This window comes from Streptomyces sp. NBC_00224 (genome assembly GCF_041435195.1).
Taxonomy (GTDB): Bacteria; Actinomycetota; Actinomycetes; order Streptomycetales; family Streptomycetaceae; genus Streptomyces.
In genome coordinates, this window is the sequence record NZ_CP108106.1 from 2,061,473 (window position 1) to 2,078,614 (window position 17,142).

Sequence of the window (17,142 nt, forward strand, 5' to 3'; positions counted from 1 at the left end):
CCGCCCGGTGTTCGGGGCTCCCGGCGCAGCGGCTCACTGACTGTTGGTGCCGAAGTCCTCGGGCGAGATCTGGTCGAGGAACTCGCGGAACTTCTCCACTTCGTCCTCCTGCTCGTCCGGGATCGCGATCCCCGCGTCGTCGAGCACCCCGTCACTGCCGTAGATCGGCGTTCCGGTGCGCAGGGCGAGCGCTATGGCGTCGGACGGACGCGCGCTCACCTCGACACCACTGGCGAAGACCAGCTCCGCGTAGAAGACACCTTCGCGCAGGTCCGTGATGCGGACCTCGGTGAGCTCCTGACCCACGGCCTCCAGCACGTCCTTGAAAAGGTCGTGCGTCAGCGGCCGCGCCGGAGCCATCCCCTGCTGGGCGAAGGCGATCGCGGTCGCCTCCCCTGGACCGATCCAGATGGGGAGGTACCGATCGCCTCCCACTTCACGCAGGAGCACGATCGGTTGGTTGGAGGGCATTTCCACCCGGACACCCACGACGTCGAGCTCGTTCACACAGCAACCCTAGGACGTGCCCGGCAGGTTTGGGTAGTCGGGGACCCCTTGGCTCAGTGCAGCCGGACCCCGAGAGCGGTCTGGACCAGGGCCGCGTGGAGCCGCACGGACAGCGCCGCCAGCTCCCTGACGGTCGCCTCCGCATGAGCCCTGGTCTGCGGGTTGCGGTGCAGCCGCAGGGGTGCGACCACCTGTTCGACCAGACCGGCCTCGCGGTCGGCCGCCGCCTTCATGGCGCGAAGATGCCGCGGTTCCAGACCGAATCGGCCCAGGTCCGCCACGAGACGCGCCACGTTCACCGACTCCGCGTCGTAGCCGCCCTCGGGACCGGCCTTGATCAGCCCGTAGGACTCCCACTCGGTCAGCTCCGCCTCGGTGACCTCGGCGGCCACCAGCAGCTCCGTACGCCCCACACGCGACGCCGTGCGGCGCTCCGGGTCGCCCTCGGCCCCGCCGTCCGCGAGATCGCCCGCTCCGCCCGCAGTGGGCAGCACGGGCTGCTCCCCCCGGCTCAGCGCGTCGAGGTGCTCGCGGATGACCTTCAGCGGCAGATAGTGGTCCCGCTGCATCCGCAGCACCTGGGCGAGCCGCTCCACGTCCTCGGGGCTGAACTTGCGGTACCCCGACGGCGTGCGCCGGGGCTCCACCAGACCCTCGGACTCCAGGAAGCGGATCTTGGAGATGGTGACTTCGGGGAACTCCTCGCGCAGCTGGTTCAGCACGGTGCCGATGCTCATCAGCCGGTCGCCGGCGGTGGCGGTGCCGTTTCCGGCACCGCCCCTCGGTGTGTGCAGCATGGGCCTTCCCTGGATGGTTCTTCCCCTGAGGGGCCCCCGAACGGAGTCTGGAAGAAGGTCAGACGCCGCGCTGGCTCGCGTAGAACACCAGGCGGTACTTCCCGATCTGCACCTCGTCGCCGTTGGACAGGTCGATCGAGTCGATCCGCTCCCGGTTCACATACGTACCGTTGAGGCTGCCGACGTCCGAGACGGTGAAACGGCCGTCCGCGCCGCGACGGAACTCCACATGACGGCGCGACACGGTCACGTCGTCGAGGAAGATGTCGCTCTGCGGATGCCGGCCCGCCGTGGTCAGCTCGCCGTCCAGCAGGAAGCGGCTGCCCGAGTTCGGTCCGCGGCGCACCACCAGGAGGGCGGAGCCCAGCGGCAGCGCGTCGACAGCGGCCTGCGCCTCCGGCGACAGCGACGGCAGTGCCGTCTGGCCCGTCACCTCGGAGTCGTACGCCTCCAGGCCGGAGATCGAGATCGTCGACGTGGTCTCCGCGGCACGCTCGGGAACCGCGCCCGGGCGCAGCGGCGCGCCACAGTTGGAGCAGAAACGGCTCGCCGCCGCATTGCTGTGCCCGCACCTCGTACACACCGGCATGGACGGATCCTCCTGTCCCGGCTGGACCGCGTGGGTGCTGGTCGCATACGGATCGGGCGTAAACCCTCCACCCGTACTTGACGATTCCCCGAAACCTATGCGGCCGGGACCGGCAGGGTCAACAGAAGACGCGCCCGGACCGCCCGGAATGTCACCACCGGGGCGGCCCACCTCATCGCGGAACAGCGGGCGCTCGCCGCCCTGCTCCTCCGCCTGTCCACGGCCTCGGGCACGATGCCGGGCGGAGCCGCTGGCACCGTCCTCACGTGCGCTCTTGCCGAACAACTTCGCAAACAACTTCACGGGCGATTCCCCTTGACCGAAACAGACCCGCCCGTGGGGCAGGACGAACCCAGAATCAACACACCGGCCGACCCGGACATCCTCACAACGTCCGTATCCGCCAAACAGTTTCCACCACGCACCACGAGTTGGGTGCGCCGACCCCCCGCAAGCTCATGCCCTTGTGCGGTCGCTCGCATGCGGCCCCGCGTCACCGCGAGGACGACCGAGCGTAGTCAGGCCGCTTCGCAGGTCGCAAGGCATCTACGACGATCTTCTCGGAACGGACCACAGTGGCCGTGGCCTGCTCCTTCTCCAGAGTCTGCACCACACCGCCGGGGATGTTGAGCGCGGGTTCGAGATCCTGTGGCTTCCCGATCACCTTGAAGACATAGGGAGCGGTGACCTTCCGGCCGTCGACCTCGATGCCCCCGTCGGCGTCCGAGAAGTACGTGTTGGCGACCACCCGGACGTCATTGACCTGGATCGCCTCCGCGCCCGCGGCGCGCAGCTCCTGGATGGTGTCGAGGAGTTTGTCCGCCTCGACCGCCTTCTTGGAGTCGATGATGGTCAGCGTGATGCCGGGGCCCTGCGCCGCGACCGTGCCGGCCAGGATCCCCAGCTGACGCTCCTTCTCCAGGGTCTGCTTGCGCGCCTCCGCCGCCTGGTTCGAGCTGGTCTCCAGCTCGGTGCGCTGCCCTTGCAGCCGCTGCTTCTCGTCCTCAAGACGCTTGGTACGGGAGTCGAGCTCGTCCAGGATGCGCACCAGGTCCTCCTGGCGGGCCCCGCGCAGCGCGCTGTTGTCGCTGGTGGAGCGGACCTGGATGGCCAGGCCCAGACCGAGCACGAACAGCAGCAGGGCGACGATCAGTTGAGCCCGGGTCACCCGCGGCGGCCACAGCCCCGCGGCCAGCCGCTGGCGGCCCGTCTGCTGCGGTCCCGACGGCTCCTGGGGCGCGGGGGCGGGCGTCTCGGACGCCGGGGGCGTCCCGGGCTCCTTCGGCGTGTCGGCCCGAGGGGGCTCCGGCACGGAAGGAGTACTTCCGGCGGCGGGCCGCGGGGTGCGATCCGGTCCCTGCTCCGGGGTGTCTTCGCTGCTCATCGGCCTCACGCCCGGAAGACGTGCCGGCGGATGGCCGCGGCGTTGGAGAAGATCCGGATGCCGAGCACGACGACCACACCGGTCGACAGCTGCGCGCCCACGCCCAACTTGTCACCGAGGAACACGATCAGCGCCGCCACGACGACGTTCGACAGGAAGGACACCACGAAGACCTTGTCGACGAAGATGCCGTCGAGCATGGCCCGCAGACCGCCGAAGACCGCGTCCAGCGCGGCGACGACGGCGATGGGCAGATACGGCTCGACCACCGCAGGCACCTCGGGCCGGACCAAAAGTCCGACCACGACTCCCACGACGAGGCCAAGTACGGCGATCACGATGTGCCTTTCCCTGTGGCGGCCGCGCCCCTGCCGGCGCCCGTGGCCTGCGGCTGTGCTGTACGTACGATCAGGCTCGGCGCGGCCGGCAGGCGCACCTCGCCCTGGTCCGAAATGCTGGTACGGATGCCGTAGTTCTCCTGGAGCACATGGAGATACTGACCGTCGGCGCTGTCCTGGAAGGCGGTGCTGAGTTTCTTCCCGTCCCCCACCGCGAGCACCGTGTACGGCGGCACCAGCGGCCTGTTGTCGACCAGTATGGCGTCGCCGGCCGCCCTGATCGCCGAAAGAGCGGTCAGCCGCTGCCCATTGATGGCCACGGCTTCGGCGCCGGACTGCCAGAGCCCGTTGACGATGCGCTGCATGTCCCGGTCGCGGACCCGGCCGGTGTCCGAGAAGCTGCTGTTCTCGCGCGGACCGCCACCCCCGCCCGACTCGGTGCTCTTGGCGTCGTCGACGACCAGCTTCACACCGGGGCCGCGCACCTCGGTCGCTCCCGACAGCAGCGCGACCAGTTCGCCCTGGTCACCGCCGTGCTTCTCCAGCGCCTTGCGCTGGCGTTCACCGACCTCGTCGCGCAGCGAGTCGACCTCCTTCTGGAGGTCGTCCGCCGCCTTGGTCTCCGCCTCCACACGCCCGATCAGCTCCTGGCGCTCCTTGGCGACCACCGGTGCCGTTATCCGCGCCTGCGCGGCGCCGATCGTCACCACCACGGCGGCGAGCACCAGACCGGCGGCCAGCCCGAGCTTCGCGCGCAGGGTGCGGGGCATGCCCTCCTGGCCCTCGGCCCTGCGCCGGGCCGTCGCCTCCGCGTACCCGTCGTCGAGCGCGTGGTCCATCACATTGGTCAGCAGCGACATGGACGCGTCGGGGCGGGACGGCGGAGAAGGCGTGCTCCGAACGGGGGGCTGCTGCGACATGCCGCACATCGTCGCACGTCGGCGCCCCTGCCGCCGAATGGCCCCACCGGTGCGCCGGACGGCCTCCCACGACCCCGCCCGGCGCCCCCGAAGGCCTCAGTGACCTGCGCTGTCCACGATCGCGGACCACTCGTCGAGCAGCGCCTGCGCGGAGGCGTCGTCGGGCCCCTCGGCCCACAGATGGGTGACCGCCTCGGCCGGGTCGGGCAGCACCATCACCCACCGGCCGTCGGCCTCGACGACCCGTACGCCGTCGGTCGTGTCCACCGACCGGTCCCCGGCCGCCTCGACCACCCGCCGCATGACCATGCCCTTGACCGCCCACGGCGTCGCCAGGTCCCGGCGCAGTACATGCGCGCGCGGTATCCGCGAATCGATCTGACTGAGCGTCAGCTGCGTCCGCGCCACCAGGCCGATCAGCCGTACGAAGGCGGCGGCGCCGTCGAAGACGCTGCTGAACTCGGGAATGATGAACCCGCCACGCCCGTCGCCGCCGAAGATGGTCGACTCCTCACGGCCCACGCGCGTGAGGTCGTCGGGCGACGTGGTCGTCCACTCCACCTGCGTGCCGTGGTACGCGGCGACCTGCTCGGCGATACGGGTCGTGGTCACCGGCAGCGCCACCCGCCCGCTGCGCCGCTCGGCCGCCACGAGATCGAGCATCACCAGGAGCGCCCGGTCGTCCTCGACGATCCGCCCGCGCTCGTCGACCAGCGACAGCTTCTCCCCGACCGGGTCGAACCGCACACCGAACGCGGCCCGGGCCGAGGCCACGATCTCCCCGAGCCGCACCAGACCGGCACGCCGCCCGTCCGCCGTCTCGGTCGGCCGCGACTCGTCGAGCCCCGGGTTGATGGTGAGCGAGTCCACCTGGAGCCGCCCGAGCAGACTGGGCAGGACCAGCCCCGCGCTGCCGTTGGACGCGTCGACCACGACCTTGAGACCGGCCTCCGCGACACCCGTCGTGTCGACCTTGCGCAGCAAGGAGCCTGTGTACGAGTCGAAGACGCTGCTCGGGAACTGCAGGTCCCCGATCTCGCCGGGGAACGCCCGCCGGTACTCCTGACGTGCGTACACCCGGTCCAGCTTGCGCTGCCCGGCCTGCGAGAGGTCCGCGCCCCGCTCGTCGAAGAACATGATGTCCACGGAGTCCGGCACACCCAGTGAGGTCCGGATCATGATCCCGCCGGCGCTGCCCCGCGCGGTCTGCTGTCTGGCCACCGGCAGCGGTACGTTCTCCAGGTCCCGTACGTCGATGGCACTGGCCTGGAGGGCCGAGATCACCGCCCGCTTCAGGGCGCGCGCCCCGCGCGAGTGGTCGCGCGCCGTCGTGACGGTCGCGCCCTTCTTCAGGGTCGTGGCGTACGCACCGGCCAGCCGCACCGCCAGCTCCGGGGTGATCTCCACATTGAGGATGCCGGAGACACCGCGCGCCCCGAAGAGATGGGCCTGGCCGCGCGACTCCCAGATCACCGAGGTGTTGACGAACGCACCCGCCTCGATGGTCTTGAACGGATAGACCCGGACATTGCCCTGAATGATCGATTCTTCACCGACCAGGCACTCGTCCCCGATAACGGCGCCGTCCTCGATCCGGGACGACCGCATGATGTCGGTGTTCCTGCCGATCACACAGCCGCGCAGATTGCTGTGCTGCCCGATGTAGACGTTGTCGTGGACGACGGCCTTGTGGAGGAAGGCCCCGGTCTTGACGACGACATTGGACCCGATGACCGTGTGCTCGCGGATCTCCACACCGGCTTCGACCTTGGCGTAGTCGCCGATGTAGAGCGGGCCGCGCAGCACCGCGTCCGGATGGACCTCCGCGCCCTCGGCGACCCAGACGCCGGGCGAGATCTCGAAGCCGTCGATGTCGACATCGACCTTGCCTTCGAGCACGTCGGCCTGCGCCTTCACATAGCTCTCGTGCGTGCCGACGTCCTCCCAGTAGCCCTCCGCGACATAGCCGTAGATGGGCTTGCCCTCCTTCATCAGCTGAGGGAAGACATCACCGGACCAGTCGACGGACACATCGGCGTCGACATAGTCGAAAACCTCCGGCTCCATCACATAGATTCCGGTGTTCACCGTGTCCGAGAAGACCTGGCCCCAGGTCGGCTTCTCCAGGAAGCGCTCGACCTTTCCCTCTTCATCGACGATGGTGATGCCGAATTCCAGCGGGTTGGGCACCCGGGTCAGGCACACCGTGACCAGCGCGCCCTTCTCCTTGTGGAAGTTGATGAGATCCGTCAGATCGAAGTCGGTGAGGGCGTCACCCGAGATGACGAGAAAGGCATCGTCCTTCAGGGCCTCCTCGGCGTTCTTGACGCTGCCCGCGGTACCGAGGGGCTTCTCCTCATTGGCATAGGTGAGCTCCATCCCGAGCTCCTCGCCGTCGCCGAAATAGTTCCTGACCAGCGAGGCCAGGAACTGCACGGTTACGACGGTCTCATTGAGCCCATGCCGCTTGAGCAGCCGCAGCACATGCTCCATGATCGGCCGGTTTACCACCGGCAGGAGCGGCTTGGGCATGCTTGAGGTCATGGGGCGAAGGCGTGTTCCTTCGCCACCGGCCATCACGACGGCCTTCATGTCGGAAGCGTCCTCCTTGACGAGACGACGGTCTAGCCGACTGCACCCGTCCGGGTGGGCCCCCTGGCATCATGCGCGGACCCCTCTGCTCCGAAGGACCGCCGACGAGCTCAATCGGCCGCTGAGTCCGCCTTCACCAGCCGGCGGACCTGAACCACATACAGGATCCCTGCCCACCAATACAGAGTTGTACCCCATCCGGCGAACGCCCATCCGAAAATCGCTCCCAGATCGGCGAGCCACCCGCTTCCGTCGCTCAGCAGAAGCAACGGGAAGGCGTACATGAGGTTGAACGTGGCCGCCTTACCCAGGAAGTTCACCTGCGGCGGCGGATAGCCGTGCCTGCGGAGGATTCCCACCATCACCAGAAGCATCAGCTCCCGGGCCAAAAGGGCAGCGGTCACCCAAACCGGCAGGATCTCCCGCCAGGTGAGACCGACCAGCGTGGAAAGGATGTACAGCCGGTCGGCCGCCGGGTCAAGGAGCCGGCCGAGACTGCTGATCTGGTTCCAGCGCCGGGCGAGCTTCCCGTCCAGGTAGTCACTGACACCGCTCAGCGCCAGTACGAGCAATGCCCAGCCATCACTCTTGGGCCCGCCGAACTCGGGTCGGAGGATCAGCCACAGGAACACGGGTACGCCGACGAGACGCGCCATGCTGAGGATGTTGGGGATGGTGAGCACCCGGTCCGTCTGAACGCGAGTCTCCTGGACCTCCACCCGGGGGCCTCCTGTGAAAGTGCCAACGATGCCCCCTGACCTTACCGGCAGCGGACGGGAACGAGTGCACAGGGGTACGCGTCCGATAAGGCCCTGAACGCAAAAATGCCTCAACCCCCGGCCCAAAAGGGCACGGGGGTTGAGGCTAAAGATTGTTCGGCGGCGTCCTACTCTCCCACAGGGTCCCCCCTGCAGTACCATCGGCGCTGAAAGGCTTAGCTTCCGGGTTCGGAATGTAACCGGGCGTTTCCCTAACGCTATGACCACCGAAACACTATGAAATTAACGATGCTGGTGTTGACACAGCCGTTCGTTATTTCAGAACTAACACAGTGGACGCGAGCAACTGAGGACAAGCCCTCGGCCTATTAGTACCAGTCAGCTCCACCCCTTACGAGGCTTCCACATCTGGCCTATCAACCCAGTCGTCTACTGGGAGCCTTACCCTCTCAAGGAGGTGGGAATACTCATCTCGAAGCAGGCTTCCCGCTTAGATGCTTTCAGCGGTTATCCTTTCCGAACGTAGCCAACCAGCCATGCCCTTGGCAGGACAACTGGCACACCAGAGGTTCGTCCGTCCCGGTCCTCTCGTACTAGGGACAGCCCTTCTCAATATTCCTGCGCGCGCAGCGGATAGGGACCGAACTGTCTCACGACGTTCTAAACCCAGCTCGCGTACCGCTTTAATGGGCGAACAGCCCAACCCTTGGGACCGACTCCAGCCCCAGGATGCGACGAGCCGACATCGAGGTGCCAAACCATCCCGTCGATATGGACTCTTGGGGAAGATCAGCCTGTTATCCCCGGGGTACCTTTTATCCGTTGAGCGACGGCGCTTCCACAAGCCACCGCCGGATCACTAGTCCCGACTTTCGTCCCTGCTCGACCCGTCGGTCTCACAGTCAAGCTCCCTTGTGCACTTACACTCAACACCTGATTGCCAACCAGGCTGAGGGAACCTTTGGGCGCCTCCGTTACTCTTTAGGAGGCAACCGCCCCAGTTAAACTACCCATCAGACACTGTCCCTGATCCGGATCACGGACCCAGGTTAGACATCCAGCACGACCAGAGTGGTATTTCAACGACGACTCCACAACCACTGGCGTGGCCGCTTCACAGTCTCCCACCTATCCTACACAAGCCGAACCGAACACCAATATCAAACTGTAGTAAAGGTCCCGGGGTCTTTCCGTCCTGCTGCGCGAAACGAGCATCTTTACTCGTAGTGCAATTTCACCGGGCCTATGGTTGAGACAGTCGAGAAGTCGTTACGCCATTCGTGCAGGTCGGAACTTACCCGACAAGGAATTTCGCTACCTTAGGATGGTTATAGTTACCACCGCCGTTTACTGGCGCTTAAGTTCTCAGCTTCGCCAAGACGAATCTTGACTAACCGGTCCCCTTAACGTTCCAGCACCGGGCAGGCGTCAGTCCGTATACATCGCCTTACGGCTTCGCACGGACCTGTGTTTTTAGTAAACAGTCGCTTCTCGCTGGTCTCTGCGGCCACCCCCAGCTCAGGAAGCAAGTTCCCTCACCAGTGATGGCCCCCCTTCTCCCGAAGTTACGGGGGCATTTTGCCGAGTTCCTTAACCATAGTTCACCCGAACGCCTCGGTATTCTCTACCTGACCACCTGAGTCGGTTTAGGGTACGGGCCGCCATGAAACTCGCTAGAGGCTTTTCTCGACAGCATAGGATCATCCACTTCACCACAATCGGCTCGGCATCAGGTCTCAGCCTTAATGTGTGACGGATTTGCCTATCACACGGCCTACACCCTTACCCCGGGACTACCACCGCCCGGGCTGGACTACCTTCCTGCGTCACCCCATCGCTTACCTACTACCACCTTGGATCGACGGCTCCACCACTTTCCTTTCCCCGAAGGGTCCGGAACGGCTTCACGGCCTTAGCATTAATGGATTCGATATTGGGCGTTTCAAAGCGGGTACCGGAATATCAACCGGTTGTCCATCGACTACGCCTGTCGGCCTCGCCTTAGGTCCCGACTTACCCTGGGCAGATCAGCTTGACCCAGGAACCCTTAGTCAATCGGCGCACACGTTTCTCACGTGTGTATCGCTACTCATGCCTGCATTCTCACTCGTGAACCGTCCACCACTAGCTTCCGCTGCGGCTTCACCCGGCACACGACGCTCCCCTACCCATCCATACGCCCGTTGGGGCTATGTGTATGAATGACACGACTTCGGCGGTACGCTTGAGCCCCGCTACATTGTCGGCGCGGAATCACTTGACCAGTGAGCTATTACGCACTCTTTCAAGGGTGGCTGCTTCTAAGCCAACCTCCTGGTTGTCTCTGCGACTCCACATCCTTTCCCACTTAGCGTACGCTTAGGGGCCTTAGTCGATGCTCTGGGCTGTTTCCCTCTCGACCATGGAGCTTATCCCCCACAGTCTCACTGCCGCGCTCTCACTTACCGGCATTCGGAGTTTGGCTAAGGTCAGTAACCCGGTAGGGCCCATCGCCTATCCAGTGCTCTACCTCCGGCAAGAAACACACGACGCTGCACCTAAATGCATTTCGGGGAGAACCAGCTATCACGGAGTTTGATTGGCCTTTCACCCCTAACCACAGGTCATCCCCCAGGTTTTCAACCCTGGTGGGTTCGGTCCTCCACGAAGTCTTACCTCCGCTTCAACCTGCCCATGGCTAGATCACTCCGCTTCGGGTCTAGAGCGTGCAACTCAAACGCCCTGTTCGGACTCGCTTTCGCTACGGCTTCCCCACACGGGTTAACCTCGCTACACACCGCTAACTCGCAGGCTCATTCTTCAAAAGGCACGCAGTCACGACTGCTGTTCCGAAGAACAACAGCGACGCTCCCACGGCTTGTAGGCACACGGTTTCAGGTACTATTTCACTCCGCTCCCGCGGTACTTTTCACCATTCCCTCACGGTACTATCCGCTATCGGTCACCAGGGAATATTTAGGCTTAACGGGTGGTCCCGCCAGATTCACACGGGATTTCTCGGGCCCCGTGCTACTTGGGTGTCTCTTAAACGAGCCGCATGAATTTCAGCTACGGGGGTCTTACCCTCTACGCCGGACCTTTCGCATGTCCTTCGCCTATTCATACGGTTTCTGACTCGTCCTGTCGCCGGCAGACGACAGCAAAGAGATCCCACAACCCCCACGACGCAACCCCTGCCGGGTATCACACGTCGTAGGTTTGGCCTCATCCGGTTTCGCTCGCCACTACTCCCGGAATCACGGTTGTTTTCTCTTCCTGAGGGTACTGAGATGTTTCACTTCCCCTCGTTCCCTCCACATGCCCTATGTGTTCAGGCATGGGTGACAGCCCATGACGACTGCCGGGTTTCCCCATTCGGAAACCCCCGGATCAAAGCCTGGTTGACGGCTCCCCGGGGACTATCGTGGCCTCCCACGTCCTTCATCGGTTCCTGGTGCCAAGGCATCCACCGTGCGCCCTTAAAAACTTGGCCACAGATGCTCGCGTCCACTGTGCAGTTCTCAAACAACGACCAGCCACCCATCACCCCACCACATACGCGGTGAGTGCACTGGGGCCGGCATACCGAAGGACAGGCTTTACAGCCCGTGCCTTCAGACACCCAACAGCGTGCCCGGCCCGGCCCCTCAGGAGTTCACGTTCCACGCCGAAGCAGTACTAGTGATCCCGAAGAACCGTGCCGAATAGTCAACGTTCCACCCATGAGCTGACCGTGCAGAACATTTGCCTGCAATCGGTACTGTGCTCCTTAGAAAGGAGGTGATCCAGCCGCACCTTCCGGTACGGCTACCTTGTTACGACTTCGTCCCAATCGCCAGTCCCACCTTCGACAGCTCCCTCCCACAAGGGGTTGGGCCACCGGCTTCGGGTGTTACCGACTTTCGTGACGTGACGGGCGGTGTGTACAAGGCCCGGGAACGTATTCACCGCAGCAATGCTGATCTGCGATTACTAGCAACTCCGACTTCATGGGGTCGAGTTGCAGACCCCAATCCGAACTGAGACCGGCTTTTTGAGATTCGCTCCGCCTCACGGCATCGCAGCTCATTGTACCGGCCATTGTAGCACGTGTGCAGCCCAAGACATAAGGGGCATGATGACTTGACGTCGTCCCCACCTTCCTCCGAGTTGACCCCGGCAGTCTCCTGTGAGTCCCCATCACCCCGAAGGGCATGCTGGCAACACAGAACAAGGGTTGCGCTCGTTGCGGGACTTAACCCAACATCTCACGACACGAGCTGACGACAGCCATGCACCACCTGTATACCGACCACAAGGGGGCGACCATCTCTGGCCGTTTCCGGTATATGTCAAGCCTTGGTAAGGTTCTTCGCGTTGCGTCGAATTAAGCCACATGCTCCGCTGCTTGTGCGGGCCCCCGTCAATTCCTTTGAGTTTTAGCCTTGCGGCCGTACTCCCCAGGCGGGGAACTTAATGCGTTAGCTGCGGCACCGACGACGTGGAATGTCGCCAACACCTAGTTCCCAACGTTTACGGCGTGGACTACCAGGGTATCTAATCCTGTTCGCTCCCCACGCTTTCGCTCCTCAGCGTCAGTAATGGCCCAGAGATCCGCCTTCGCCACCGGTGTTCCTCCTGATATCTGCGCATTTCACCGCTACACCAGGAATTCCGATCTCCCCTACCACACTCTAGCTAGCCCGTATCGAATGCAGACCCGGGGTTAAGCCCCGGGCTTTCACATCCGACGTGACAAGCCGCCTACGAGCTCTTTACGCCCAATAATTCCGGACAACGCTTGCGCCCTACGTATTACCGCGGCTGCTGGCACGTAGTTAGCCGGCGCTTCTTCTGCAGGTACCGTCACTTTCGCTTCTTCCCTGCTGAAAGAGGTTTACAACCCGAAGGCCGTCATCCCTCACGCGGCGTCGCTGCATCAGGCTTTCGCCCATTGTGCAATATTCCCCACTGCTGCCTCCCGTAGGAGTCTGGGCCGTGTCTCAGTCCCAGTGTGGCCGGTCGCCCTCTCAGGCCGGCTACCCGTCGTCGCCTTGGTAGGCCATCACCCCACCAACAAGCTGATAGGCCGCGGGCTCATCCTTCACCGCCGGAGCTTTCAACCCCCGCCCATGCAGGCAGGAGTGTTATCCGGTATTAGACCCCGTTTCCAGGGCTTGTCCCAGAGTGAAGGGCAGATTGCCCACGTGTTACTCACCCGTTCGCCACTAATCCACCCCGAAAGGCTTCATCGTTCGACTTGCATGTGTTAAGCACGCCGCCAGCGTTCGTCCTGAGCCAGGATCAAACTCTCCATGAATGTTTACCGGTAATCCGGTCCACACACACGAAAGAGCGGGACAGTCATGTCGGAATAAGACCGACCGTCCTCAGCGTCCTCGCTGTGTAATCGCCTGCCCGCCACAAGGGCGCACAGGACTTTTCAAAGGAACCTCCAACCCACCACAAGGGATGGGCCGGGGTTGTCAATCTGGCGTTGACTTTTGGCACGCTGTTGAGTTCTCAAGGTACGGACGCTTCCTTTGTTCCCGTTTCCGGGCCCTCCGGGCGCTTCCTTCGTTTCCGACTCTATCAGACTCTTTCGTATCCGATTCCCAGTCGGCGGGATTCGCTTTCCAGGTTTTCGCTTTCGCGTTTCCCTTTCCGGCGACTCCGACTCTACCAGTGCTTTTCCGTCTCCCTGACCACTTCGTTTTGCGGCGCACGGAAATACCGACACAGCAAAGCGAGGCGCAGGTCAAGATCAGCAAGTGAAGAGGAGCCTGCCCGTCCCGACGCATTCACGTGAAGTTCACACGTTGCGGTCAGGCGGGACTTAGGACAGTACAGGCCCCGGTGTGGTCCGGGCAAATCGGCCCTAGGGCCTCCGGGGGTCTATGGTCTAGTCCACTACCGCACCGGTCTAGTCCAGTAGTCTCCGTCGGGTAAGCCCGGACTGGAGTCATACCAGGCGAACCCGGACTTCTTATGACTTACCCTTCTGAACAGTACGCCGTCACACAGCAAGTAGTGACGGTGACACGAAGAAGCCCCACCCCTGGGAGGCCATCCATGACCACCGTGACGTCCCCGCTCGCCGGGCGTGCCATCGGACTCGCGGCAGTGCCCGATCCGGTGTTCTCCGGCGCAATGGTGGGCCCCGGTACCGCCATCGACCCCGTACGAGAGCCCTCGGAGGCGGTTTCCCCCGTCGACGGCGTCATCGTCTCCCTGCACCCGCACGCTTTCGTCGTCGTCGACGACGAGGGCCACGGCGTGCTGACGCACCTCGGTATCGACACCGTGCAGCTCAACGGCGAGGGCTTCGAGCTTCTCGTCAACAAGGGCGACACCGTCACGCGCGGCCAGGCCGTCGTGCGCTGGAACCCGGCCGCCGTGGAAGAGGCCGGGAAGTCCCCCGTATGCCCCATCGTGGCCCTCGAAGCCACTGCTGACTCCCTCGGCGACCTCCGTGAGGACGGCGATGTGAAGGCCGGCGACGTCCTCTTCACCTGGAAGTAGTTCAGCCAGAAGTCGTACGCCGCCGTCGTCGAGACGGTGAGTCGGACATCCACCGCGGCGGCTCAGACCGCCGCACCAATCGGAGACGGGTGAAATGGAGACAACGCTGCGAGGCGTCGGCGTGAGCCACGGTGTGGCGATCGGCCAGGTCCGGCACATGGGCACTGCGGTCCTGGAGCCGCCGGCCAAGCAGATTCCGGCGGAGGAGGCGGAGCGCGAACAGGGGCGTGCCCGCAAGGCCGTCGAGGCCGTGGCGGCCGACCTGAACGCGCGCGGCAACCTGGCTGGGGGTGAGGCGCAGGCCGTGCTGGAGGCTCAGGCCCTGATCGCCCAGGACCCCGAGCTGATCGCCGACGTCGATCGGCGCATCGCCGTCGGCAGCACGGCCGAGCGTGCCGTGTACGACGCGTTCTCCCACTACCGCGAGCTGCTCGCGGGCGCCGGTGAGTACATGGCCGGGCGCGTGGCGGACCTCGACGACGTGCGCAACCGCATCGTGGCGCGCCTGCTGGGCGTCCCGATGCCGGGCGTTCCGGACAGCGACGAGCCGTACGTACTGATCGCGCGCGACCTCGCTCCGGCCGACACCGCGCTGCTCGACCCGGCGCTCGTGCTCGGCTTCGTGACCGAGGAGGGCGGGCCGACCAGCCACAGCGCGATTCTGGCGCGGGCGCTGGGCGTCCCGGCGATCGTGGCGCTGCCGGGCGCCGGTGAGCTGGCCGAGGGCACGCTGGTCGCCGTCGACGGCAGCACCGGCGAGATCTTCGTCGACCCGACCCACGAGAAGCGCGCCGAGCTGGAGCGTGCCGCAGCCGAGCGCAAGGCCGCGCTGGCCGCGTCCTCCGGTCCGGGTGCGACCTCGGACGGGCACAAGGTGCCGCTGCTCGCCAACGTCGGCGGTCCCGCCGATGTGCCGGCGGCGGTGGAGGCGGGCGCCGAGGGCGTCGGTCTGTTCCGTACCGAGTTCCTCTTCCTCGACGACTCCGCGAAGGCGCCGTCGGAGGAGAAGCAGGTCGAGGCGTACCGCAAGGTGCTTGAGGCGTTCCCCGAGGGCCGTGTGGTCGTGCGGGTGCTGGACGCGGGCGCCGACAAGCCGCTGGACTTCCTGACGCCCGCCGACGAGCCGAACCCGGCGCTCGGCGTGCGCGGTCTGCGGTCGCTCCTGGACCACCCCGAGGTGCTCCGCACGCAGCTGACGGCGCTGGCCAAGGCCGTCGAGGGGCTTCCGGTGTACCTGGAGGTCATGGCGCCGATGGTCGCGGACCGTGCGGACGCCAAGGCGTTCGCGGACGCGTGCCGGGCGGCCGGGCTGCAGGCGAAGTTCGGCGCGATGGTGGAGATCCCCTCCGCCGCGCTCCGCGCGCGCTCGATCCTCCAGGAGGTCGAGTTCCTGTCGCTGGGCACCAACGACCTGGCCCAGTACACGTTCGCGGCCGACCGGCAGGTCGGTGCGGTGTCGCGGCTGCAGGACCCGTGGCAGCCCGCGCTGCTCGACCTGGTCGCGCTGTCCGCCGACGCGGCCAAGGCCGAGGGCAAGAGCTGTGGTGTCTGTGGCGAGGCTGCCTCCGATCCGCTGCTCGCGTGTGTGCTCACCGGTCTGGGTGTGACCAGCCTGTCGATGGGTGCCGCGTCCATTCCTTACGTGCGCGCGACGCTGGCGAAGTACACGCTCGCCCAGTGCGAGCGCGCGGCCGCCGCGGCCCGTGCCGCGGACTCGGCCGAGGAGGCCCGTGTGGCCGCGCAGGCGGTGCTGTCCGGGGAGTGACCCGGGCCGCTGTCCGCTGCCTCCGCGCAGTGTCCGAGTGAGAGGGGCTTCCCGTCGCGGGTGCGGCGGGGAGCCCCTTTCGCTTGTCCGTCAGTGGTCGGTGGTGGGCTGGTCGAACGGGAAGCCCGCCCGGTAGTCCACTCCTGGTTCGGGTGCCACCGGGTCTCCGGTGTCGGCATCGGTGCAGTAGGCGCTGAAGACTTCCCCGGCCGTGAGCGGGAGGAGGCTGCCCTCGTGCAGCCGCCAACCGTGGACGCGGTCGGGTGCGTCCGGCGCTGTCGTCCGCAGCACCAGGCCGCCCGGGCTGTGCTGGGCGATGCCCGCGGCGAGGACGGTGACGAACTCGGCGACGTCCGTCTCGTCGAGCAGGGCCGCGTCGCCGCCGCGGCTCTCGGCGTGGAGCACGGCGATGAGGTGCTCCTGCTGTGCCTGGACGCTGCACACCATGTGGTGCAGGCCCGGGCCCGCCGCCTCGATCAGGCGCGTGAGGATCGTCGAGGCGCGTTCGAAGGCGGAGCGGCCGATGTCCTGGCCGCATTCGGCGCACTCCCCCAGGTCCGCCAGGAGCAGGGTCGCGTAGTCCCAGGTCGCCTGGCGGACCGCTTTGTTGATGAGCTCGGGCACCAGGCTGTCGATGGGCTGGCCCGCGTAGGCGACGCGGGCGCCGCCCGCCGCGATCTCGGCGGTGAAGCGGGTGCGGCTGTCGGCGGTGTCGGGGTCGATGCCGGTGGCCGTGCAGAACTCGGTGAACTCCTCCGGGTCGAAGAGGGCGACCGTGGTGTGCAGTCCCTGGGCGGCGAGGGATCTGAGCAGGCCGTCGACCTGGCGGAGATAGGCGGTGTGGTCGTCGAAGGCGAAGGACCGGTACCGCGTCATCGCCTCGAAGTCGTACGCGTCGGCCAGCAGCCCCACCGTGCCGGGCGTCTCCCGGCGCAGGGTCCGCCGCATGGCTCTGGCCGCGTGGACGGGCCGGGAGCCACGGGGTGTTCTGGACCGGGTGGACGTCGTCGGGCTGGTGGATTTCCTGGAGTTGCGGATGTGCGCCATGCTT

At 65.5% G+C, this 17,142-nt stretch carries 11 protein-coding genes and 3 rRNA genes; 2 read left to right on the forward strand and 12 right to left on the reverse strand.

Annotated elements, in window-relative coordinates:
* Window positions 1-33 precede the first annotated feature (33 nt).
* From OG965_RS09200 to OG965_RS09250, 11 genes are all read right to left on the reverse strand, one after another.
* A complete protein-coding gene (locus OG965_RS09200; protein WP_006123076.1) occupies window positions 34-507 on the reverse strand; it encodes a bifunctional nuclease family protein in 474 nt (157 codons plus the stop codon).
* A gap of 53 nt (window positions 508-560) precedes the next feature.
* Complete coding sequence (locus OG965_RS09205) at window positions 561-1,304, reverse strand: MerR family transcriptional regulator (RefSeq protein ID WP_371651031.1); 744 nt, start codon at window positions 1,302-1,304, stop codon at window positions 561-563.
* A 58-nt stretch (window positions 1,305-1,362) separates the two neighbouring features.
* Entirely contained in the window at window positions 1,363-2,304 is a 942-nt protein-coding gene (locus tag OG965_RS09210; RefSeq protein ID WP_371656892.1) for an FHA domain-containing protein, read from the reverse strand.
* An 82-nt stretch (window positions 2,305-2,386) separates the two neighbouring features.
* A complete protein-coding gene (locus OG965_RS09215) occupies window positions 2,387-3,277 on the reverse strand; it encodes a DUF881 domain-containing protein (protein ID WP_371651032.1) in 891 nt (296 codons plus the stop codon).
* 5 nt (window positions 3,278-3,282) lie between these two features.
* Window positions 3,283-3,615: a small basic family protein gene (locus tag OG965_RS09220; RefSeq protein ID WP_003970459.1), complete on the reverse strand. Its 333-nt coding sequence runs from the start codon at window positions 3,613-3,615 to the stop codon at window positions 3,283-3,285.
* The gene (locus OG965_RS09225) at window positions 3,612-4,535 is read right to left on the reverse strand and encodes a DUF881 domain-containing protein (protein ID WP_371651033.1); all 924 of its coding nucleotides are present in this window, start codon (window positions 4,533-4,535) and stop codon (window positions 3,612-3,614) included. Before OG965_RS09225 ends, OG965_RS09220 begins: the two co-directional genes overlap by 4 nt.
* A 96-nt stretch (window positions 4,536-4,631) precedes the next feature.
* Entirely contained in the window at window positions 4,632-7,127 is a 2,496-nt protein-coding gene (locus OG965_RS09230) for a sugar phosphate nucleotidyltransferase (RefSeq protein WP_371651034.1), read from the reverse strand.
* A 110-nt stretch (window positions 7,128-7,237) separates the two neighbouring features.
* A complete protein-coding gene (locus tag OG965_RS09235) occupies window positions 7,238-7,846 on the reverse strand; it encodes a CDP-alcohol phosphatidyltransferase family protein (RefSeq protein WP_371651036.1) in 609 nt (202 codons plus the stop codon).
* A 154-nt stretch (window positions 7,847-8,000) separates the two neighbouring features.
* Window positions 8,001-8,117, reverse strand: a 5S ribosomal RNA gene (gene rrf, locus OG965_RS09240).
* Between the two features lie 77 nt (window positions 8,118-8,194).
* Window positions 8,195-11,318: ribosomal RNA gene (locus tag OG965_RS09245) — 23S ribosomal RNA — on the reverse strand.
* 280 nt (window positions 11,319-11,598) lie between these two features.
* Window positions 11,599-13,124, reverse strand: a 16S ribosomal RNA gene (locus OG965_RS09250).
* The 16S, 23S and 5S rRNA genes sit together here, the layout of an rRNA operon.
* Window positions 13,125-13,876: 752 nt before the next feature.
* Between OG965_RS09250 and OG965_RS09255 the strand changes: the two genes are divergently transcribed.
* The gene (locus OG965_RS09255; protein WP_371651037.1) at window positions 13,877-14,326 is read left to right on the forward strand and encodes a PTS glucose transporter subunit IIA; all 450 of its coding nucleotides are present in this window, start codon (window positions 13,877-13,879) and stop codon (window positions 14,324-14,326) included.
* A 94-nt stretch (window positions 14,327-14,420) separates the two neighbouring features.
* Window positions 14,421-16,091 carry a phosphoenolpyruvate--protein phosphotransferase gene (gene ptsP / locus OG965_RS09260; RefSeq protein WP_371651038.1) on the forward strand — a complete coding sequence of 557 codons (1,671 nt, stop codon included), beginning with the start codon at window positions 14,421-14,423 and terminating at the stop codon, window positions 16,089-16,091.
* 90 nt (window positions 16,092-16,181) lie between these two features.
* Here ptsP and OG965_RS09265 read toward each other — a convergent pair whose 3' ends face one another.
* Window positions 16,182-17,138: a hypothetical protein gene (locus OG965_RS09265; RefSeq protein ID WP_371651039.1), complete on the reverse strand. Its 957-nt coding sequence runs from the start codon at window positions 17,136-17,138 to the stop codon at window positions 16,182-16,184.
* Between the last annotated feature and the right edge of the window lie 4 nt (window positions 17,139-17,142).

Coding starts and splice junctions, on each gene's coding strand:
- OG965_RS09205 (WP_371651031.1), bottom strand. CDS start 1,304: ATGCTGCACACACCGAGGGGCGGTGCCGGAAACGGCACCGCCACCGCC.
- OG965_RS09215 (WP_371651032.1), bottom strand. CDS start 3,277: ATGAGCAGCGAAGACACCCCGGAGCAGGGACCGGATCGCACCCCGCGG.
- OG965_RS09225 (WP_371651033.1), bottom strand. CDS start 4,535: ATGTCGCAGCAGCCCCCCGTTCGGAGCACGCCTTCTCCGCCGTCCCGC.
- OG965_RS09230 (WP_371651034.1), bottom strand. CDS start 7,127: ATGAAGGCCGTCGTGATGGCCGGTGGCGAAGGAACACGCCTTCGCCCC.
- OG965_RS09255 (WP_371651037.1), top strand. CDS start 13,877: ATGACCACCGTGACGTCCCCGCTCGCCGGGCGTGCCATCGGACTCGCG.
- ptsP (WP_371651038.1), top strand. CDS start 14,421: ATGGAGACAACGCTGCGAGGCGTCGGCGTGAGCCACGGTGTGGCGATC.
- OG965_RS09265 (WP_371651039.1), bottom strand. CDS start 17,138: ATGGCGCACATCCGCAACTCCAGGAAATCCACCAGCCCGACGACGTCC.